Annotated in this window: 23 protein-coding genes; 1 reads left to right on the top strand and 22 read right to left on the bottom strand. The window is 65.7% G+C overall.

What is annotated here, in order from left to right; translation table 11 throughout:
- Positions 1–77 precede the first annotated feature (77 nt).
- Positions 78–656 carry a DUF4352 domain-containing protein gene (locus AB0L91_RS34275; protein WP_365016966.1) on the top strand — a complete coding sequence of 193 codons (579 nt, stop codon included), beginning with the start codon at positions 78–80 and terminating at the stop codon, positions 654–656.
- On the opposite strand, the gene AB0L91_RS34270 is transcribed toward AB0L91_RS34275, so the two are convergent.
- The 22 genes from AB0L91_RS34270 to AB0L91_RS34165 form a co-directional block, all read right to left on the bottom strand.
- Positions 634–975, bottom strand: a complete 342-nt coding sequence (locus AB0L91_RS34270) for a hypothetical protein (RefSeq protein ID WP_365016964.1) — start codon at positions 973–975, stop codon at positions 634–636. The two genes, AB0L91_RS34275 and AB0L91_RS34270, sit on opposite strands and share 23 nt — an antisense overlap.
- Before the next feature lie 169 nt (positions 976–1,144).
- Positions 1,145–2,218, bottom strand: coding sequence for a hypothetical protein (locus AB0L91_RS34265; protein WP_365016962.1), 1,074 nt, complete (start codon positions 2,216–2,218; stop codon positions 1,145–1,147).
- 2 nt (positions 2,219–2,220) lie between these two features.
- The gene (locus AB0L91_RS34260; RefSeq protein ID WP_365016960.1) at positions 2,221–2,574 is read right to left on the bottom strand and encodes a hypothetical protein; all 354 of its coding nucleotides are present in this window, start codon (positions 2,572–2,574) and stop codon (positions 2,221–2,223) included.
- Positions 2,575–2,580: 6 nt separating this feature from the next.
- Positions 2,581–2,889 carry a hypothetical protein gene (locus AB0L91_RS34255; protein WP_365016959.1) on the bottom strand — a complete coding sequence of 103 codons (309 nt, stop codon included), beginning with the start codon at positions 2,887–2,889 and terminating at the stop codon, positions 2,581–2,583.
- Positions 2,890–2,911: 22 nt separating this feature from the next.
- Positions 2,912–4,159 carry a hypothetical protein gene (locus AB0L91_RS34250; RefSeq protein ID WP_365016957.1) on the bottom strand — a complete coding sequence of 416 codons (1,248 nt, stop codon included), beginning with the start codon at positions 4,157–4,159 and terminating at the stop codon, positions 2,912–2,914.
- On the bottom strand, positions 4,156–4,485 hold the full coding sequence (locus AB0L91_RS34245; RefSeq protein WP_365016956.1) for a hypothetical protein: 330 nt from the start codon (positions 4,483–4,485) through the stop codon (positions 4,156–4,158). The genes AB0L91_RS34250 and AB0L91_RS34245 overlap by 4 nt, the downstream gene beginning before the upstream one ends.
- Positions 4,485–5,159, bottom strand: a complete 675-nt coding sequence (locus tag AB0L91_RS34240; protein ID WP_365016954.1) for a hypothetical protein — start codon at positions 5,157–5,159, stop codon at positions 4,485–4,487. The genes AB0L91_RS34245 and AB0L91_RS34240 overlap by 1 nt, the downstream gene beginning before the upstream one ends.
- A gap of 19 nt (positions 5,160–5,178) precedes the next feature.
- Positions 5,179–5,478: a hypothetical protein gene (locus AB0L91_RS34235; RefSeq protein ID WP_365016953.1), complete on the bottom strand. Its 300-nt coding sequence runs from the start codon at positions 5,476–5,478 to the stop codon at positions 5,179–5,181.
- 27 nt (positions 5,479–5,505) lie between these two features.
- Positions 5,506–5,844, bottom strand: a complete 339-nt coding sequence (locus tag AB0L91_RS34230; protein ID WP_365016952.1) for a hypothetical protein — start codon at positions 5,842–5,844, stop codon at positions 5,506–5,508.
- Positions 5,845–5,882: 38 nt separating this feature from the next.
- The gene (locus AB0L91_RS34225; protein WP_365016950.1) at positions 5,883–6,950 is read right to left on the bottom strand and encodes an N-acetylmuramoyl-L-alanine amidase; all 1,068 of its coding nucleotides are present in this window, start codon (positions 6,948–6,950) and stop codon (positions 5,883–5,885) included.
- Positions 6,947–7,618: a DUF2744 domain-containing protein gene (locus tag AB0L91_RS34220; RefSeq protein ID WP_365016948.1), complete on the bottom strand. Its 672-nt coding sequence runs from the start codon at positions 7,616–7,618 to the stop codon at positions 6,947–6,949. Before AB0L91_RS34220 ends, AB0L91_RS34225 begins: the two co-directional genes overlap by 4 nt.
- 16 nt (positions 7,619–7,634) lie before the next feature.
- Entirely contained in the window at positions 7,635–9,317 is a 1,683-nt protein-coding gene (locus tag AB0L91_RS34215) for a phage tail protein (RefSeq protein WP_365016946.1), read from the bottom strand.
- 3 nt (positions 9,318–9,320) lie between these two features.
- On the bottom strand, positions 9,321–10,226 hold the full coding sequence (locus AB0L91_RS34210) for a hypothetical protein (RefSeq protein WP_365016944.1): 906 nt from the start codon (positions 10,224–10,226) through the stop codon (positions 9,321–9,323).
- A gap of 43 nt (positions 10,227–10,269) precedes the next feature.
- Positions 10,270–15,516 carry a hypothetical protein gene (locus AB0L91_RS34205; RefSeq protein ID WP_365016943.1) on the bottom strand — a complete coding sequence of 1,749 codons (5,247 nt, stop codon included), beginning with the start codon at positions 15,514–15,516 and terminating at the stop codon, positions 10,270–10,272.
- 16 nt (positions 15,517–15,532) lie between these two features.
- The gene (locus tag AB0L91_RS34200) at positions 15,533–15,979 is read right to left on the bottom strand and encodes a hypothetical protein (protein ID WP_365016941.1); all 447 of its coding nucleotides are present in this window, start codon (positions 15,977–15,979) and stop codon (positions 15,533–15,535) included.
- Positions 15,980–15,984: 5 nt separating this feature from the next.
- Complete coding sequence (locus tag AB0L91_RS34195) at positions 15,985–16,356, bottom strand: hypothetical protein (RefSeq protein ID WP_365016939.1); 372 nt, start codon at positions 16,354–16,356, stop codon at positions 15,985–15,987.
- 24 nt (positions 16,357–16,380) lie between these two features.
- Positions 16,381–16,569: a hypothetical protein gene (locus AB0L91_RS34190; RefSeq protein WP_365016937.1), complete on the bottom strand. Its 189-nt coding sequence runs from the start codon at positions 16,567–16,569 to the stop codon at positions 16,381–16,383.
- A gap of 100 nt (positions 16,570–16,669) precedes the next feature.
- A complete protein-coding gene (locus AB0L91_RS34185) occupies positions 16,670–17,590 on the bottom strand; it encodes an IPT/TIG domain-containing protein (RefSeq protein ID WP_365016936.1) in 921 nt (306 codons plus the stop codon).
- A 77-nt stretch (positions 17,591–17,667) separates the two neighbouring features.
- Positions 17,668–18,045, bottom strand: coding sequence for a hypothetical protein (locus AB0L91_RS34180; protein ID WP_365016934.1), 378 nt, complete (start codon positions 18,043–18,045; stop codon positions 17,668–17,670).
- 1 nt (position 18,046) lies between these two features.
- A complete protein-coding gene (locus AB0L91_RS34175) occupies positions 18,047–18,346 on the bottom strand; it encodes a hypothetical protein (protein ID WP_365016933.1) in 300 nt (99 codons plus the stop codon).
- On the bottom strand, positions 18,327–18,695 hold the full coding sequence (locus tag AB0L91_RS34170; protein WP_365016931.1) for a hypothetical protein: 369 nt from the start codon (positions 18,693–18,695) through the stop codon (positions 18,327–18,329). Before AB0L91_RS34170 ends, AB0L91_RS34175 begins: the two co-directional genes overlap by 20 nt.
- Entirely contained in the window at positions 18,689–19,114 is a 426-nt protein-coding gene (locus tag AB0L91_RS34165; RefSeq protein ID WP_365016929.1) for a hypothetical protein, read from the bottom strand. Before AB0L91_RS34165 ends, AB0L91_RS34170 begins: the two co-directional genes overlap by 7 nt.

The following is a 19,114-nucleotide window of genomic DNA, read 5'->3' as shown; positions in this document are numbered from 1 at the left end:
TCATGCCCGTATGCGGGTAAGGCGAATGCCCGTAAGCTGTCGCGGAACCACCACCACGGCAGCCTCGAGGGGGCAGCATGACCTACCAACAGCAGCCCGGCCCGCCCCCGTACCCGCCGATGCGCCAACCACCCCGCAAACCGGGCCTCAGCACCGGCGCGATCGTCGCGATCGCCATCGCCGGGATCGTGTTCCTCGGTGGAGCTCTCGCGATCGGCGCCGCAGCCCTCGGCAGCGGATCCAGCGCCGGCGACGACGCCAACGAGTCGGTCGTGGCCGTCAACTACACCAACCCGCCGACCGGCACGAGCGGCAATCTCGAATTCGCGGTGCTGAACGTCGCGACCGGGTACAAGAAGATCGGCTCCGAAACCGCGGCCGGCGAGTTCGTGACAGTGAAGGTGAAGGTGACGAACGTCGGCAAGTCCGAGGCGAGTTTCGACCCGGATGCGCCGTACATCTTCGACGCCGCAGACAAGATGTACAGCGCCGACAGCAAGGCGTCCGGGCGTATCGACGACAAGCTCAACCCCGGTATGACGATCACGAAGAACGTCGTCTACGACGTTCCGCCTGGTACCAAACCGGTGACGTTCTCCGCCTCCGGCGGGTTCGGCATCCCGTTCGCCCGGATTACTCTGCCTGCGCAGGGCTGAGCGGGATATCGATCGCGCACTCCCATTTGCCATTGCGGCGCACCCAGCCTCCCTCATCGGGTGGGGTGAACCACGCTTCGGCTCCGGCGCCGCGAAGTGCGTCGAGTTCGTCGTCGGTGATGCCGGGATGTGGCCAGACTTCGATGTAGCCGGGCTTCGGGATGACGAGGTGGCCGACTTCTTTCCACCAGCACCAGCGGGCGTCGACCCGGAAGGCGACGCGCCCGGTCGGTGGCCGGATGATGACGCCGAGCGCGCCCAGTAGCGCGTCGCCGTCACCGATCGGCATGCACACGAACTCGTCGATCCGGTTCGCCACAGCTACCCCCTACCCTTCACCTTCAAACGTCGAACGCATGTTCGAATAGTAACCGGTGTTTGCTGAGGATGCACCCATCTATCGTGGCGTGTGCCGGACACGACAAAACAGCCCCCAACCTCGAAAGGTTGGGGGCTGTTGACGATTGCCGGGCGATGCCAGCGCAAACCTACGGTGCGAGGATCCGAACCCAGGTGTTCGTCGCGACCACAGTCGCGCTGAACGAGTTCGTCTTCTTCGTCCGGATCGTGATGACGTCCCCCTGGGCAAGGGTGACGCCGGTCAGGGTGCCGAGAACGTTCGTGGTGGTGTTGACGGTGCAGGCAACCGGCGAGGCCGGTGCCGTGCCGAGCAGCGTGGTCCCGTTCTTGTAGAACTGGATGTCGACGTTCTGTGTCTGCGAGTTGCCGGGCAGCTGGACCGCGATCTGTGCCGACAGGTTGCCGGTGCCGGCGACCTGGACGACGAGCCCGTTGCCGGACAATGACGAGCCCGGGTAGGTGCCGGTATCGGCTGTCCACGTGGGGACTTCGGCGTAGCTCGTGGTCATCGTGTACGAGCCGGACTTGTTCATGCCGGAGGACTTGAACGAGCTCGCGGTGGCCCCGAGGGTGCCGGCGCCGGAGAACGGCGCGGTCGAGGATGCGACGAGTGGCGCCGACAGGGTTCCAGCGCCGGTGAACGGTGCGGTCGCGGCGGGGTAGTTCGTGACCGTGAGGTCGGTCGAGGCGCTGAACTGGGCGAGGGCAGTCGGGACTGCGGTCGCTGCCAGGTGGCCCTCCGCCGTGAGCGGTGCGACCGCAGCGCTGGTCGGGATCACCATCTCGCCGGTAGCCGAGAACACTGCTGCTGGCGCGGGAGCCTGCAGGCCGGACAGTCCACCCGACGCGGAGAACGCGGCGTAGGTGACCGGTGCTGCCGCTGCTGCCAGTTCGCCGGTCGCGACACCGTCGGCGTCAAGCCGGTCGGTCGGGATCGCGTACACGCCTTCGCCCGCGAATGCCGCGGTCGACGCCGGGGCCTGGACGCCCGTGAGGGTGCCAGTGCTGGTGAACGCTGCGGTGGTGGTTGGGCTGGCCAGGGCAGTGAGGATGCCTTCGGCGGTCGACGCGGCGATCGGTGGCGGGACATACATCCGGCCCGGCAGCATGGCGCGGGTGCCGCCCGGCAACCCCGCAGTGGTGGTGCCGCCGTCGGGCAGGTCCGCGACCCATCGTGTGCCGGTGGGGAGCGGGACAGCCATGGTCAGCTCACAGAGAAGCTGGGCGTGACCTTGATGGTGCCGGCGGACCCGAGAGTGATCGACGGGGCGAGCGCGCACTTGTCGTGGAAGGTGCCGCCGCTGGAGGCACTCCACAGGCCCGCGTAGGAGAACGAACCGGAGGGCGCGTTGAAGGTGAGCTCGGCCATGGTGAGCGCGCCGCCGGTGCCGGAGGTCCAGGTGCCCTGGACGCGGGCGTAGGAGCCGCCCGAGGCTTCGGCGGTGCCGGTGGTGCCGGGGTCACCGGTGTGCAGGGACACCCAGACGGTCGAACCGCCATTGAGACCTTTGTAGGCGTCGGCGAGGACTTGCCGCGTGGCGGCTACAGCAATTGCCATTTTGAATCAATCCTGTCGGGCCACTTGGCCCCGGTACCAGCAGAAGTCCTGACCATTCGAGTAATGGACGTAGATGCGGAAATACGCTGGGAGAGTGATGGTGTCGGAGACTTCGGAATGGATCAGCCACGACACCCAGTCAGTGGTGACGGTGGCGTTCCAGGTCGCGACGACCGTGTTCGAGGCGTCGTAGATGATGAGCGCGCAGGTGGTTTCTGCGGGAATGAAACTGCCGTCCGGGATGTCGATCTGGTGGACAAAGTCCTGCCCGGAAACCAGCAGTAGGGTTTCGATAATTGGCTCGTTGCCGAGCATTCGGCCCCCTTGCGATGTGGGGTTACACGCCGACGCCGGAGTAAATTCGGACGTCGTCGAATTGGACGCTGTTCGTCGAGCCGTTGCGGCGGACCCGCAAACCCGCGTACGTATTGCTGGGTGGGACGACGTTGTGGACGTTGCCTGCGTAAAGGACAGGCGTGCCGTTGATTTCGAGCCAGGAAATCTCGGAGTAGACGGTGAACGCGAGCTTGTCGCCGTCGTTGACCGTGACGCCGATGTCCTGGAAGTCGAAGAAACTCGGCGCGCCGTTGACCGAGGAGGTCAACCGGCCGAGGTAGATGTGACCGGCGAAGATGTTCGCCACCAACGCCTGATCGCCCGCGGCGTTGCAGAACAGCATCAGGCTGCCGTCGGCGGTCGCGGCGGGGTTCCGGACGACGGCTTCGATGCGGGCTCGGCCGTCGAGGTTGCCGACGTTGCGGATCAGTCCGACCGAGGTGTCACCTTCGGTGGTCGTGCCGGTGTGGGAGTACCGGCCGGATTCGACGATGCCAGCGTCGGTGCCGAGCTGGGTCCACCCGTTGCCGACAGCCCCGTTGGCGCGGTTGAAGTCGTCGTAGAAGATCGACGACCACACTGACAGCGGCGGTACGGTCGGGGGCCGGTCGTAGGAGTTGACCCAGCGGATCCACACGTTGCAGTAGGACCGGTTGACCAGGCGCACACAGCGGCGGCCGGGACCGAGCGCATACGAGGGCGACACCATCGACGAGCCGACGTAGAAGTTGTTGAGCCAGATCCGCATGTACTCGTCGTTTTCGACCCACACCCGCAGGGTCAGGGTGTGGCCGTTGAACGATCCGAGCGGATTGTCGAATTGGCGGGCGCGGGTCATGATGTCGGAGAACATCGACTCGACCTCGGTGTACCAGACACCTTCGGGCGCGGGAAACAGGTTGTGCCGGAACACGACAGCGGGCGCGTGCAGGTAGGTCGATTCGACGTTGACCCACGTGTTGGTGAAGGCGACCATGAAGTTCTGGTTGTCGAGGCCGCCGACCGGGTACCAGAACTCCATTTCGAAGCCCCAGTTCGGGGTGAACGGCATCCACTCGAACGACGGGCCGCGGCCATCAGGGTTGACGGTCTGTTCGGTGACGACGAGCTCTTCGATGTCGTTGATGTAGCTTTCGCCACCGCCGAGGTGCTTCCACGGATGCTGCAGCGGGTTCTCCGGTGGGCGCGCGAAATCGTCAGCCCAACCCGCCCACGCCTTCGGAAGGTTGCGGCGGATCAGGAAGCTCACGAGGGCTCGTCCTCCACAACCCCGCTGATCGTGGCGTCCGGGAAGTCGACGAGGGTGCGGCGCATCGCCTCGAGCGCCTGCCGCTTGCCGCGGAGCCCGAGCCGGTCTTGAGGGTGTACAGCGGCACGGATGGTCGGATCGCCGGAGTTGATTCGCGCGATCGCGCGGTCGATGACCGGCACTGCTTCGGTGCCCGGGGTGACGTCGAAGACGAGGTCGACCGATTCGACACCGAAGATCATGGACCAGACAGGCAGTTGGATGTCTGCAACACCGATGTGCTCGTAAACGGAGCCACCGGCGGCGACGATTTCGAATTCTTTCACTACGGGGTCTCCGGGATTTCGAATACGCCGAATACGAGCGGCTGAAAGACTTGTGGCGCTACCGATCCCGTGATCGAGGTGATATTCCAGTAGAGTCGTTCACGGTGCGCGACAGGCAATCCCAGCGGCCACGACCACGAGGCCCGGTTGACGCCGGCGGCCATTGTCAGGGTGTCGAGAACTGTGGAAACGGTGTTGGTGGCGTTCCATTTCCGCAGCTCGAATGTGAGGCCGTTGGGTTGGCTCAGCAGGGCGACGTGGAGGTCGGTGATAAGCCGGTTCAGCCCGGCGGGGACGTTCTGGACGAGCCCGATCAGGAGTTCGTTGACACCGAGGGTGACGGCCGCGGTCGCGACAACGCATTCGGTTTCCCAATACGCTGCGGCCTGGAACGCTGCCGCTGACGTAACTGTTGCCGCGGCGGCAGCGTTGACGGCTGCTTCTGATTGGGTGACAGCGAGGTCCGCGCTGCCCTCTACCACGGCGATGGCGTCGTAGGCGCCGTCGATCCGTGACCGGACTTGGGTGTTGTGCTGGTTCTGGGCTCCGCCGAAGGCGCCGAGGACGCCAGACTTCATGGAGGTCTTGGCGTCGTCCTCGGTGGCGGTTTGCAGGGGGCGGAAGTCGCCCGGCTGATTCGCGCCCTCGGGACTCGGGTTACTGGGTGAGGTCACCGCTCACCCCCTTCGGTATTCAGATGTCGTTGGAGATTTCGGGCGGGATCGGGGGCGGTGGCGGCGAGGGCACGTGGGTGCGGATGAACTCGAGCAAGTCCTTGACGTAGTCGAGGAGGATGTCGATGCGGCGCACGTCGAGGTAGTGCTGCTTGACGTCGGCTTCGTGCTGGGTTTCCAACTTGCCGATACGAAGCCGCAGGTCGGCCAGCTCGGCGCTCAGCGGCGCGAGGACGGTCTTGAAGTCCTCGCGCTGCGAGTCGAGCGTGCGCGACTTCGGGGCGACGAAGCCGAGCAGGATGCCGAGTACCGCCGTCACCGCGGGGATGATGACGGACCACATGGGCTACAGCGCCGGGGTCTTGGCCGCGGCGACACCGAGGCCGAGTGCGGTCGCGACGACAGCGACGATCGCGGAGACCTGGGAGTCGGTGGCGACGCCGTAGGCGATCAGGACCGGCTGAGCGACACCGAGAATGCCGTACAGCCACGTGCGCCAGGTCGCGGTGGAGTTGACACCGGCGACACCGAAGCCAAGGACGGCCGCGGCGACGGAGCCCCACAGGGCCGCGTTGGAATCGTTGAGCAGGCCGAGGGTGACGAGCAGGACCTGCAGGGGCGCGAGCAGCGCGTACAGGCGACCGCGCGCGTCGGCGGACAGGTCACGGAGAGTGTCGAAGGACATGGGTACCTCGTAGGTAGTCGAGATGGGGCGCCGCGCGGTTAGGCGGCGTCGGCGAGGGGTGTGTCGAGGTCGCCCTCGGCCAGCAGGCCGAGGGTCGGTTTGGGGGTCCAGTGGATGCGGCCGTGCTCGAAGTCCTGGAATGCTGCGCCGTCGAACGGCTGCTCGTCGGACACCGGCCAACCGAACTTGCCGGTCTCGAATCCGGCGCGGTTCCAGTGGTCGCGGATCGCGCCGTGGACCCAGAAGGCGGGCTGGCCGTAGCGGCGGTAGACGGCGCCGCCCTGGAAGCCCTGCACATCGCCCCAGTTGGCGCCGTCGGGGCCCTTCAGGACAGTGTGGTCGGTCGTCGGGTAGCCGAGCGCGCCCGCTTCCCAGCCGAGGCCAGCGAACTTGTCCCACAGGGTGTCCGGGATCGGGTGCGCGCCGGAGGCCGGCGACCAGTAGATGTAGCCGCGCTCGAACTGCGCCCACCGGCCGATCTTGTCGGGGCAGGTGTTCTCCCCCACCGTGAGCCGCTTGCCCAGCCACGGCGAGACCGCGGCCTTGGCGTCGATCTCGTTGCGTACCGGCGTCGGAGCGGTGCCGCCCGCGTACTCGGCGACGTAGCCAGCGAACACGTCCCAGGGGAAGTTCGGACCGACGTCGGTGTGGTCGCCGATGCCGAGGGCGTCGGTCACCCAGCGGTGGTCGGAGATGCCGTCCGCGACACGGTAAGGCGGGGTGATGACGGTGGTCGCGAAGCCGTACTTGCGGGCGTCGGCGACAGCCAAGTAGGCCGCGATGCGGAGGTCGCGGTCGATGGCTAGCCACTGCTGCCGCGACCAGGCCGAGCGGGAGCCGGCGAAGCACAAGTTGATCGTCCGGCTGTTCGCGTCCAAGACGGACCAGCTGGCGTAGTCGGTGTCGACGACGTTGCAGACGATGCCGTCGCGGACCGTGTAGTGGTAGGAGACGCCGTTGGCTGAGTTGTTGAGGTAACCGGCGAGGGACTCGGCGCTGCCGTTGCCCTCCTGCGTGTGCAGCAAGAAGTTCGTGATGCGGGCGCCCCAGCGGGACGAGCGTGAATTGCCGAACCGGTCGAGTTCGGTATAGGCGGGTGCGGTCACAGACCGGCCTCCTTGTATCGCTTGGTGATGCCGTTCCGGTTCGCACCCATGTGGCGCTCGATGGCGAGGACACGGTCGATCTCGTCGGGATCGGCGGTGCGCAGGTAGGCGAGGACGTCGGTGACGGTCTGGTGGACCGGGTCGAACGGCAACGGCTCGTTGATGACGCTCGCGCCGTCGACCGCGGGCGGCCCGGTGCGCGGCAGTGCCGGCGGGTTGTACGCGTCGACGAGTTCACGGTCTGGGACCGCGACGGCCGGATCGAAGCCGAGGGCCTCGGCGAGTTGGCGTTTCGCGTCCTGCGGGAGCGAGCCGACGAACTCCTTGATGTCGAACTGGTCGCGGTCCGGCTCCGACTGGTCGACCCACACGCCGGGGTTGGTGAGCCAGTGCGGGTCGCCGACCTTCGGCCGCTGGTACTTGATCAGCACCTTGCCCGGGATCACCGAATCGACCGGGCGGGCGCCGCAGTCCCACTGTCGGCGCGACACCTGACGCAGGTATTCGATGGGGAAGGTGAGCGGTGCGCCGCGCATACCTGGCAAGCCCGCGTACTGCCACAGGAAGGCTTCCTCGGGGCAGTTGGGATTGCAGGTGGCGCGGGTGGGGAATTCGCCGTCGGCGAGCCAGGGATTCTGGTCGACTTCCACGACGGGGGTTTCGGTCAACGTAGCCTCCTGGCCGCTATTTCGTGACACCGAGTTCTTTGACTGCGGCGAAGATGTCGGAGATGAATCCGAGGGCGCGTGCGCCACTGTCTTTGTTCTTCTCTTTCTCGCCGATGATGGGTTTCCATTCGGGGAGGCTGTCGCGGTCCCAGGCGAGGGTCAGTTCACGGACACGGTCGATGTAGATTTGGTTCGTGAAGTCCCCGGCAATGGATGCGCCGATGCGGTCGCCAATGAAGAAATGACCCTTGCCGTTATCGCCGATGGACCACGGCGCGCCATCTCGGATCAGGATCTCGTGGCTGAACCAAGACCGGGTTTCGTGGAATCCTGTCCTTAGTGCTGCGAGGGTAGCCAAGGTATAGGCGCGATCCGCGCCAGTTTGGAAGTATTCCCAGTATCGGGACCATCCAGAATTGGCTACGCGAGCGTTAGAAGGCAGCGAAACCCAGGCCAAAATCGTATCTTTATACAAAGGCTGGAGCATGGCGTCCAAAGCCCCACCTACCGGCGGTACGCCAATCATCATTGCGACCAAATCGCCCGCCATCTGAATTCCAGCGGAAATGAGTTCGTTTACGCCAGGCATTGAGGTGCCGCCACAGTTGATTTGCATCGCGGTGGCCGGTGTGTAAATGAACTTGGACGACTCGATACCGGTTTCGTCGCCTTCGTAGTAAACGACGTACGGGCATGTTTTGTCGGTGAGTTTCTGGCCCGGGATTTTGTAGCTGTCGGGCACGACGGGGTCGACGACGGGTTCCTGTACGGAGTCGATGAAGTCTTCGGCGAATTGCGCGAACGTGCGTTTCAAACCTAGGAACGGGTCACCTCCATTGGAGGTGTCGTTGTAGTAGCCCGACTGGTCGACGATATCGATGACGAGGCAGCCGTTGCGGAGCGTTTCGCCCTCGATCGGTTGTTCGTCGTCGGTTTCGATGTAGCGGCGGCAGACGATTGAAAGCTGCGAGTCTTCCAGGATCTGGTCGGCCATGTCGTGGAAGTACTTCCACCGCGAGTACGGCACCGCCCAGAGGGTTCCGGCGTTCATGTCGTCGGCGAATGTGGTGGGTTTGACAACCACTGACCAATTCGACATTCCGGGCCCGGATGACGTTTGATTCATCGGGTCGTCAGGTAGGTGCCAGACCGATTCCTGCTCCCTCATAATATTCAGGAACAGCGCTGTCTTTAGACACCAAATACTGGGTCCTGCCAGGATAAACGTGCGGGGAAATTGCAGGGCCGCAGGGAAAAACGGGTTACTCCAAATTTGGTAGTAACGCAGCGTCTCCATGTCGTGCATCCAGCGCACAACCAATACGCGAGTGCCGTCTTCTCTCTTTTCGACGGTGTGGTCATGCAAACGCCCCGACCAGCGGGCACCGTCTTTATCTACGGTGATGTGCACGTTGCGCTTCTCGCCGTTTTCAATCCGGTCCTTCACGGACCAGATCCAGCGGGCGATCGGGTCATCCAACGGGATCTCGGTCAGGCCGGAACCGGCAGCGTTGTCGATCCAGGTGAATTCGGCCGAGTACTCGGTTGAAAGCACCCCATGCAAATGCCAATCGCCGTCCCAGATCCGCATCAGGGGCGGTTCCCGGCGGGAGCGCTCTTCGGCTTCTTCTTGGGCGATCGTGGCAGCCCAAATCGCCTCACATTGCTCTTTCAATGTGAGGGTGGTGAGGTCAGTCATTGGTTAGCGCAGCTCCCCGTGTAGCCCCCAGGGGCGGGTCCAGCGGCGCGGGCAATACACTTCGACGCGGGCGCCGCCGACGGGCGCGTTTTCGACCTTCACCGGCACCTCCTGCGGCTGGGTGTAGGGCGGGACCTTGAACATGAATCGGATGCCGTTCATGAGGCCGATCAGGTTGGTGTCGGTGAAATCGCGGATCATGATCCGCATCGGGTCGACATCAATCCGGGCGCCGCCGTTCAACGTGGTCAACTCCGGCAGGACGATCTTTCGGTTCGCCCACTCCCCCGTCGGGATCCGTGCATGCTTCGGGCCGAGTAGCTGCCGGTCCGGTAGCGTCCACTTACCACGGGTAACGACCCATTTCAGGTACATCGGAACATCGGTCGGATTCGCGATCGTCACGAACCCTTCCGAGGTGCCGGATGAACCGGTCTCGAAATAGTCGTAGGGCTCGGTTTCGGCCTTGTCCTCGAACCAGAACGGTTGCGGGGCGACAAGCGTCATCGGCAGCAGTGAGGTCCGCGTCAAATGCGGGTCATGCTTTGCTTCACCGACCGGGCTTTCCGACAGAGCCACATACAGCGACCGGCTGCCGGAGGTATCGGTGGTGATAGACAGTTTCGTCAGCTTCGACGCCGGATTGAACGGGTCCGGCTCGTAGTCGAATGCCTGCCGCCAACGCGAGTCGAGGCTCTGCCAATCGGCCGGATCCTCGCCCTTGATATGCACGCCCATCGTGATGTCGCGCTGTTCATACTTTTTGCCGAGATAGGTCGAGCCACGCTGGAATGCGGACGACTTGTACTTCGTGGTGACCGGCGCGTCGTAGATGCCTTTCACATCGGTAGCGAGGAAAAGCTTTTCCGACGCGCCGGGACCGTTGATCACGAAATGCTGGTCATCCACTCCGAAGACCTCGACCTTGGCAGACTTACGCTGCAAGGTGGTTTCAGCTCCCTCGCGCCGTGGTCGTCAAGGCACGCAGATCACGGACCTGCTCGGCCTTGCGGTACGCCTCGGCGACATCGCTGGTCTGGATGTAGATGTTGGTGGTGTTGTCGACCGACGTCGACGACATCTGGCCGCCACTGATGTCCGTCGTGGTGGTCACCGTGTCGGCTTCACCACCGCCGGCGTACTGCCCGGCCTGGTAGTAGCCGGACTGGGCCAACGTGGACGTCGAATCCGCGCCAGCGGCTTTCGAATTCGCCCAACTGGTGTAGGTGTCGTAGTAGTCCTTGCCCGCGCTGTAGATCGGGATGTCGCGCGGGTCCGGGGCGCCGACTACTGACAGGCCGTCTTCGAACTGGCCTTCGACGAACGCGTTCAACGCGCCGCCGAACCGTTCAGTGGCCTTCGTGCCGAGCGATTCCCACGTGTCCAGGCCGGTGCTGCTCGACGAGCTGCTGCTCGACGAGTCCGTGCCGTCGGTGCCGGTGCCGACTCCGGTGACCGCGGGCCCCTCAAGGGTCTGCGGCGCCTGGTTGGTCATGCCGGAGACGAAGTCCTGGAACATCCGCCACTGCGGGTTCGTCAGCACCGCCTCGGGCAATCCGCTGGTGTTCCAGCCGAAGGTGCCGTTGGGGAAGATGCCGCCCTGGTCGTAGCCGTGGCCGCGACCGATGACGTCGAGGAGCCGGTCGCCGTACTTTTGCTCGCCGTAGCGGACCATGGCGTTTGTCATTGCCCACGGGTCGCGCCGGTTGTCCGGTAGCGACGGGTCGCGGTATGCCTGCCAGGTGTTCGGGATCATCTGGCCGAGGCCGACACCCGCCGATTCGCCGGTGCCGTTGACGTCGACGATCTGCTGCGCGATGTTCGGATCGCCACCGGATTCGGTATCGATCTGCCGGACCCAGGCGTCGATCTTCTCCGGGGTCGGTTCGTAGCCCTGCTTGCGGTAGGCGTCGATCATCATCTGTCGCCACTGCTCAGCACCTGCAGACGGATTCCAGTCCGCTGAGCCGCCGCCGGATGAGCCGGACCCGAGAACACGCGATGCGAGTCCCTCGACGAGCTTCTTCGCGAAGGCTCGCGGGATCTTGCCCGAGTCACCGAATCCGGAGAGTTCGGGCACACTGTTCGCCGCGGCGCGCAGCGGGTTCAACAGCAGTTTGTTCGCGAGCGCGTTCTTGCCGCTGTTGACCGCGCTGGACAGCGCGGACCCGATGCGGGAGAAGATAGAAGCCTTCTCCTCATCCGACAGGTTGCCGAGGAAATCGTTTGCGGCCCAATGGACATGGTCGGTGTGGGCTGCGTTCGTCGCGGCGCCGAAGTCGTGAGGGGCGCCCTCGTCAAGGTTCTGCCAGCCGTTGAGCGGCCAGTGAATGAGTTCCGCGCTCTGCGGGTACGTCGTGTAGATCCAGCGGGCGATCTCGTCCATGGGGCCGGCGAGGTCGATTGCCTTGCCCTGCATGTGCAGGTCGTAGCCGGACCCCACGTCCGTGAAGCGCTTGCCGGAGGTCAGGATCGCGCTCGGGATAGCCGAGCGCACCAGGTCCCACAGCTGCGCTTGGATCGGGTCGAGCGGGTCCGAGGTGGACACGACACCGCCATCGGCGTAGCCGGGGGCGCCATCGGTGGTCTGCTGGGACTGCTGGCCGCCACCGTGGAGGGCCGCGGCGCGCATCTTGTACATGGCGTCGTGGCCGCCCACCGCATCGACTTCCGCTGCGGTCCAGACGTGCTCGCCGTTGGACAGCCGGTACAAGCCCGCCTTGTCGTCCTTCGGTCCGCCAGGGCCCTTCACAGGACCGCCGGGGCCACCCATCCAACGGCCGCCGACGTGGCCGCCGGTTTCCGGGCGGGTTGGTCGGCCGGCGAACGGATCGTTGCTGCCGGAGGTTCCGACGTGGCTCATCGGCTCCCAGGTGGGGAGGCCGAGCTTGGATGCAACCTTGTTCCAGATCTCGCCCAGTGAGTTGAGGGCGTCGATCAGGGTGTTGATCGGGCCAGACAGCTTGCCGGGCAGGTCGGACCACTTCATGCCGATGTCGCCGACCAGGTTGCCGAAGAATTCGACCAGGGCGCCGGCCTCGGATTTCAGCTTGCCGATGCCGGTCATGCCGATGATCTCGTCGACTTTCGACAGGATCGTGGAGCCGATCGCGGACCAGTTGATGGTGACCGCGTCGTTCAGCTCTCGGATCTTGTAGACCAGGCCGGGCACGGTGTCGCGCAGCGTGCCTAGGGCATCCGTCGCGTTGGTCTTCAGGTTGTCCAGCGCGGCGGTGCCGATATCGCCGAACCAGCCGACCATCCGGTCTCGGCCGACTCCCAGGTCCGCGGTGAACCGGCCCCAGTGCTCGCTGAAGCTGGTGGTGAACCGCTCCCAGTGATCGCCCACCGCCCCCCAGCCGTCAGACACCCATTCGAGGGCAAACTTGACCGGGATGTTGTAGGTGAGGGCTGTTCCAAGACCGCCGACGTATTCGCCGACGCGGTCACCGAAGGTCTTGTCGACCTCGACCTCATTGCCGTTGGCGTCGGTGACGGTCTTCTTGTCGTTGAAGATCCCGCCAAGGGTCTTGGCCGCGGCCGAGTTCCCGACCTTGTCCATCAGCGAGATGATCTTCTCGATGGCGTGGACGATCGCGTCAGCGGTGTCCTTCACATCAGCGAAGAAGTCCTTCACCGCCTGCTGGCCTTCGGGAGACTTCAGCCAGTCAGCCCACAGTTTGAGCTTGTTGGTGATGTCGGTGAGCATGTCTTCGCCGGTCTCGTCCGAGCCGGAGAAGATCGCGCCGACCAGTCGGCCGACCTCGATGACGAGGTCCTTGAGCCGGTTGAAGGCGGCGAGGCTCTTGTCGATGAAGTCCTTGAACTTCTGCTGTCCCTCAGGCGATTCCGCCCATTCACGGAACCGCGCCATCAGATCCGCGAAGCCCTGCGCGCCCGAGGGCATGAAGTCGGAGCCGACCTGGGCCAGGGACAGGAAGCCCTGGATCATGTCGCGGATGCCGTCGATGATCGGCCCGATGGAGTCGGCGACCTTGCCGAAGATGTACTCGAGCTTGCTGCGCGTCGCCTCGGATTCGAAGTCGGCGAACGCGCGCCGGATACCGCCGTTGATGCCGGTGGCGATCCTGCCGAGACCGGTTTCCAGCGTCGGAATCCATTTGGTGACCAGGCTTTTCACCGAGTCGCCCATTTTGTCGAACAGGTTTTCCTGGACGCCGTCACCGAGGCTGCTGAGCAGCGGTTTGGCCTCGAGCCATTTCTTGACGAAGTCCTGCGCGGCCGGCGATAGCTTCGCCATCTTGCGGGCGAATTCCTCGGCGGCGTCACCGCCGTCGTTCATCGCCTTGACGACAGCCTCGTTCGCCTCGGCGAGCTGCTGCTGCGCGTCGGCAAGCGACTGGTGCGCGTCGATCAGGGCCTGCTGTGCTGCGGCTTCGCCTTCCGCGGCCTCGGAAACGCGTTCCTTCGCCGCGACAACCTGGTCGCTGCCTTCGACGCCCTTGGCGTTGGCCTCGGTCGTCTTCTCAGCCAGCTCAGCCGAATTGCGGAGCGTGTCCTCTTGGTCTTGGAGCGCCTTGTCCAGGTTGTACTGGGCGCGGGCGCGTTCAGTCGCCGTCGACGACGAGTCGCGCAGGACCTCGTTCAGGTCCTCCTGCGCCTCGGCAACCGACAGCGCGGCGCCCTGCTCGTCGAGCTTGGTGCGGCGCAGCTGCCGGTTGAGGTCCTCGAGCTCTTTGCGGGCGTCCTTGCGTGCGGTGGTGAGCGCCTTCTGCGCGGCCAGCGACTCCTTTTGAGCGCTTCGAACACCCTTCTCAGCGGAGGTGACGCCGCGCTGCGCGGACGCGACACCGCGAGCAGCCGATTCGGCTTGCTTCTGGGCGGACGCCACAGCTTTCGCCTGCGACTCCGCCTGTTTCGCGGCGCCGTCGGAAACCTTCTTCGCCGCGTCGAACGCGTCACCGATACCGGACATGCCCGCCACGACCGTGGCGATGACCGCGCCGAACGCGGTCACGCCTGCCGGGAGCAAGGCGAGAACGCCCGCCGCTTGGGCGAGCTGCCCGATCAGCGGGATCAGCGAGACCGCGGCGAGTCCGATCAGGGCGACCTTCGCGATGCCGGCGAGCGAGGAGAAGGAGAAGAGGTTGCGGGCCGCGCTGGAGATCGCGTCGACTGCGGCGGACCGGAATCCGGACCACGCGGCCGACAGTGAGCTGATCAGCGAGCCCTGGCGGCTGCGGGCGCGGTCGAGGCGGTCGTTCGCGTCGGCTTCTTGGCCCATGAGGCTGGACAGGCGGCCGGTGGCGTCGGCGTGGTCCCGTTGGGCGCGCGCGAGGCGTTGAGTGGAGGCGGTGCGCTGGGACAGGCTGGAGTTGCTGCTGGCGAGGACTTCGGCGTGGCGTTGCTCGGCGAGTGTCAGCCGGTCGAGGGTGTCGCCTTGCTGGCGGCGGGCGAGCTCGAGCCGGGACACCACGTTGGCCAGCTCGGCTTCGGCGCGGGTGACCGACGCGCGGTCGAGTTCGACCTGCAGCCGGATGGCCCGGATCGGGCGGGTGAAAATGTTGCCAGTCAGGCGAATGGCGGTGCGGCCGACGTTGGCGCCGCTGATCGAGTTGATGCGGTCGCCGACCTGGGAGGCGAGGGTCCGCAGGGCGAGCAGTTGGGCCACCGCGGCGCTGGTGTCGGCGTTGACGTTCAGCGACAGTGGGGTCGCTGCGACGGTCGCCCGGAACGCCTCGAGATCAGCGACAGCCTGAGCGAAGTCCAACTTCACGTTCAGCTGGGCCGCCGGCAGGCTGGCCTTGAGGCCGCGGATCTTCTGTCGGAGACCGGCTTCGGACAGCTTCACCGTCACGGTGGCCTCGACACCGGCCGCGGCAGCGTTGACCTTGCCGCGTAGCGCCGTGGTGAATCCGGCCTTCAGCTCCGGTGTGAAGTAGATCTTCGCGGCAGCCTTCTGGCCTTCCAGCTTCGCGGCGGCCTTGAGGGTCGTGCGGAACTTCGGCGAGAGCTCGGGGGTGAACCGGACCTTCGCCGCCGAAGCATCCGCCGCGGTCTTGACGAGGCTTTTCAGTTCAGCGCGGAACCCGGTCGCCAGCTGCGGCTTCACGGTGACCGACAGTGATTCGTTGATCGGTTTGATCAGCGTCTTCACCTTGGCGCGGAACTGGTCGGCCAGGCGCGGGTTGAGCGTCAGGTAGGCGGAGCCCGCTTTGTAGTCGCCAGGGATCGCCACGGGCGCACCGCCTTGTTCAGTTGGTTGCGTCGCCGAGAATCGCGTTCACCGCGTCGGTGAGCTCGATCTTTTCGATGGCGTCGCGGAACCGCTGCTCCGCCGATTGCGGGCGCGGTTCGGGTGGGAATGGTGGCGGGAGCTTGCCGCCGAACACGGCAGGCAGGACCCGCAGCAGCTCTTTGATCAGCTCGTTTTGGCGGACCATGGTCAGGACCTCGAGCGAGTAGCCCTGTGGCGAAAGCGGTTCCGGTTTGTCCGGCAGCTTGCGCTGCGCGCGAGCCCAGCCGATTTCCTCGTCCATCGCCAGCGCGGACTGGTACCAGGAATCCATCGGCAACCGCCGCAGGAACCTGATCAGTTGCTGCCACGGCCGTCGACCTCGGAAGTAGTCACCAAGGTCGACGCCGAGGCGCTGCTGCAAGTCGAATTCGATCTCTTCCCCGTACTCCTCGATGAGGAGCACGAGGGCTAGGCGCCCCCCGGCAGATCGTCACCCGCTTCGTCACCGGGAACGCCGTTGAAGTGGTCGGACATGTCGGAGACGAGCGCGAACAGAACCTCGAAGGGCTCGTCCTGGACGATGGCCCACACGCGGTCGAAAGCGTCACCGCAGATCACGGCGACCAGCCGGCGCAGCACCTTGTACTCGAACTCGCCCTTGCCGTCGACGAGCTCGGCCAGCGCGGTGACGCGCTCGACGGTGTCGGGGGCGCTGATCTCGATCGGCGGATCGACGGCGTCGAACAGGTACGGAGCGGACGGCTTGTGGTTGGCGCGGGCTTCGTCGCGCATCTTCGCCCAGCGTGACTTCGCGGTGGGAATGATCTTCTTGACAGCCATGTGTGTTTCTCCTGGCAGAGGGGGTTACTTGCTGGTCTTGGGGTCCGGCTTGGCGACCGGCTTGCGGTCGGTCTCGCGCGCGGGCGCGGGTGCCGGGGCGGGCGCGGGCTCGTGGGTGTAGCCGCGCGCGAGCAGTTGCTCGCGTTCGGTGGCCGAGCCGACGAGGTAGCTGCGGCCGTCCGGTGCGACGAGATGAATGGGGGTGAAGGCCATGGGATTTCGCTCCTGGCTGTGCCCTGGCCGAAGAATGTGGAAGGGGGAGCCGCCCCGCGCGCGGCCAGGAATCACGCGCGGGACGGCAGTCAGGGAGCGATCAGGCGTAGGTGACCGCGTAGTTCGCGGAAGCGCCGGTCGCGTTGGTGACGACGACGTTGTGGCTGCCCGCCGTCTTGGCCGGGGTCGTGATCGCCAGCAAGGTGTTGTTGATGACGGTGAAGTCGCCCGCAGCGGTGCCGCCGACGGTGACGCCGGTCGTGCCGGTGAAGTGCTGGCCTGTGAGGACCACGCTTTCGCCACCGGCCGCGGCGAAGGTGCCGACCGGCTGGTGCGAGGTGATCGTCGGGACGGACGCGGTCGCGGCGAAGCCCATGTCTGCCAGGAGCGGGCCGATGCCGGGGCCGCACAGGACGTGCTTGACGGCGTAGCCGAGGTCCTCGTCGATCTTCGCGGCCCAGGTGACGTTGTAGGCCAGCGCGCTCTCCTGGCCCCACGGCTGCTCACCGACCGTGGTGACGGTGGCGCGCGGCAGGATCCGCAGGTAGTAGATGGTGTTCGCACCAGCGCCGTCGACCAGGCCGAGGATCACGCGGTGGTAGCGGGTCTCCGGAGCGGTCGGATCGTTGAACTGGATTTCCTTGGTCGTCGCGTCCGCGACGACAGCGGACAGGTCGACACCGGAGTAGAGCTCCAGGTTGCGCCGCTTGGTTTCGAGCATGGTCGCCGCGACGGTCGTCTTGCGGGTGATGATGTCGGTGCGGGGCGGCTCGAGCGCACCCCACGCCTCCACGTCCGAGCTCTCGACCTCGGGGGTGAAGGTGGGCGGGGCGGCCTTGTCGATCAGGCCGAGCGACTCGAAGCCGGCGCTGGACAGGCCCTGGAATTCGGCGGAGACGCCGGAGGTGAAGGCCGCCGGGATGGTCGCGGACATGTCGCCGATCAGGACGAAGCCCTTGTTCGGGCGCCGGATCAGGCTGGGGTTCCAGTTCGCGACCTGGTCGAAAGTGACTGCAGGCATGTAGATTTCCTTGATTTGGGCACACCGCAGAGCCCCGGCGGCCAGACGGCGTCGGGTGGTGTGTCAGAGGTGATGTGTCAGCCGCGGGGACGGCGGTAGGACAGCCGGACCGTGGCGGTGACGCCACGGAGCTCGCGTTGCAGCGGCGGCAGGTACTGGCCGCCGGTCGTTTCGTCGGCAGTGTCGATCAAGAACCCGCCGGGTGCGGTGTTGCCCGCGGCGCGGATGCGTTCCTGGCCTGCGGTTTTGAGGGTCTTCGATTCGGCGCGGGTCGCGGCGACGTATTCGACGTCGATCACGGGGCTGTCGGCAACGCCGTCTTCGCGCCCGCCGACGCGGGTGACGTAGATGTAGGGCGGGTCGATCTCGTCGGACTCGAACGTCACGACGGGCGCGATGTCGCCGAGTAGTGCGCGCATGACCTCGTCGAACTCCGGATAAGGTGGCAACGGCATATCAGCCCTCCACGTCTCGGATGAAGTCGCGCATCACGTGCTCGGGGCGGTTCCAGCGGGTGCCGTGCTCGCGGAAGCGGGCGTAGTGGCCGGTCGCGACGAGGACGCCTTCCTGATTACCGCGCTCGTCGGGCTGAACGAACGTCTCGGTGTGGGTGGCGTTGAATCCGGTCCTCCACCTGCTGCGCAGTGCCCATCGGTCGGCGCCCTGCTCAGCGACCTCTTGGAGGAATGCGGCGAGTTCGGCGCTGTCGCGCAGGAAGCCGCGGTCGAGGTTGAAGTCAGCGCTGTCGTACTCCACTGGTGCCGTCCTTCGCGATGGTGAATCGGACGCCGGTGGTCCAGCCGGTGAATGGGTTCGGGGTTTCCCGGACTTGGCCGTCGATGACGAACTCTCGGCCGTCGGGGTGCCGGATGCGGTCGCTGTCGAGGATGTCCGATCCGTGCGGTGCGGTGACCCGTGCCGTCACTGTGACGAACTCGCCCTTGCTGGAATCCTCGGTGTCGGTGTGCCACTTGATGTCACACGGGCCGATCTGGTGCTCGGCGGTCGATCCGTTGACGGGGTCGCCTTCCCAGTTGCGGGCGACGCCACGAATGACCGTGAGCATCGTTCCGCCGGGGTAGGTGGGGGTCGGGTAGTTCACCATGTGTCGGGCCTCGTGGAGGCGAGCCCGGCGTTGCGCAGGATCAGCAGGGCGGCCGAGTGCAGCCGGGACAGTGCCCGGTCGATCTCGTCGGCGCTGATCGAGTCGCCGTAGGTGACGCTGCCGCCGTCGGCGGTCTGTGAGGCGACGGCTAGTTCCCGGCCAACGGTGCCGGCGACCGGGTTGATTCCGGCGAGGGACCACATGGCGGCTTGCGCGCAGGTGGCGTCCCGGAACGCTTCGGCGATGACGGTGTCGGCGGGTAGCCCGGTGCTGTCGGTGTCGTAGTGGTCGCACATCGTGGCGCGGCGCACAAGGATCGACGCGAACAGCAGCAGGATCGCGGCGTCTGCGGGCGCCGTGCCGGTCAGCCAGTCGCCGTCGATCAGGTCGTCGGGTGCGGCGTAGATCAGCACGGCCAT

The sequence above is a fragment of the Nocardia sp. NPDC051833 genome (assembly GCF_040681225.1).
In the GTDB taxonomy this organism is placed as follows: Bacteria; Actinomycetota; Actinomycetes; order Mycobacteriales; family Mycobacteriaceae; genus Nocardia.
Note: the sequence above shows the minus strand (reverse complement) of the source record. Positions and strands in the feature narration are given on the sequence as shown.

Excerpts from the sequence above, each read along its gene's own strand:
- AB0L91_RS34275 (WP_365016966.1), top strand. The coding sequence starts at position 78 with ATGACCTACCAACAGCAGCCCGGCCCGCCCCCGTACCCGCCGATGCGC.
- AB0L91_RS34265 (WP_365016962.1), bottom strand. The coding sequence starts at position 2,218 with ATGGCTGTCCCGCTCCCCACCGGCACACGATGGGTCGCGGACCTGCCC.
- AB0L91_RS34260 (WP_365016960.1), bottom strand. The coding sequence starts at position 2,574 with ATGGCAATTGCTGTAGCCGCCACGCGGCAAGTCCTCGCCGACGCCTAC.
- AB0L91_RS34255 (WP_365016959.1), bottom strand. The coding sequence starts at position 2,889 with ATGCTCGGCAACGAGCCAATTATCGAAACCCTACTGCTGGTTTCCGGG.
- AB0L91_RS34230 (WP_365016952.1), bottom strand. The coding sequence starts at position 5,844 with ATGTCCTTCGACACTCTCCGTGACCTGTCCGCCGACGCGCGCGGTCGC.
- AB0L91_RS34215 (WP_365016946.1), bottom strand. The coding sequence starts at position 9,317 with ATGACTGACCTCACCACCCTCACATTGAAAGAGCAATGTGAGGCGATT.
- AB0L91_RS34195 (WP_365016939.1), bottom strand. The coding sequence starts at position 16,356 with ATGGCTGTCAAGAAGATCATTCCCACCGCGAAGTCACGCTGGGCGAAG.
- AB0L91_RS34190 (WP_365016937.1), bottom strand. The coding sequence starts at position 16,569 with ATGGCCTTCACCCCCATTCATCTCGTCGCACCGGACGGCCGCAGCTAC.
- AB0L91_RS34185 (WP_365016936.1), bottom strand. The coding sequence starts at position 17,590 with ATGCCTGCAGTCACTTTCGACCAGGTCGCGAACTGGAACCCCAGCCTG.
- AB0L91_RS34180 (WP_365016934.1), bottom strand. The coding sequence starts at position 18,045 with ATGCCGTTGCCACCTTATCCGGAGTTCGACGAGGTCATGCGCGCACTA.
- AB0L91_RS34170 (WP_365016931.1), bottom strand. The coding sequence starts at position 18,695 with ATGGTGAACTACCCGACCCCCACCTACCCCGGCGGAACGATGCTCACG.
- AB0L91_RS34165 (WP_365016929.1), bottom strand. The coding sequence starts at position 19,114 with ATGGCCGTGCTGATCTACGCCGCACCCGACGACCTGATCGACGGCGAC.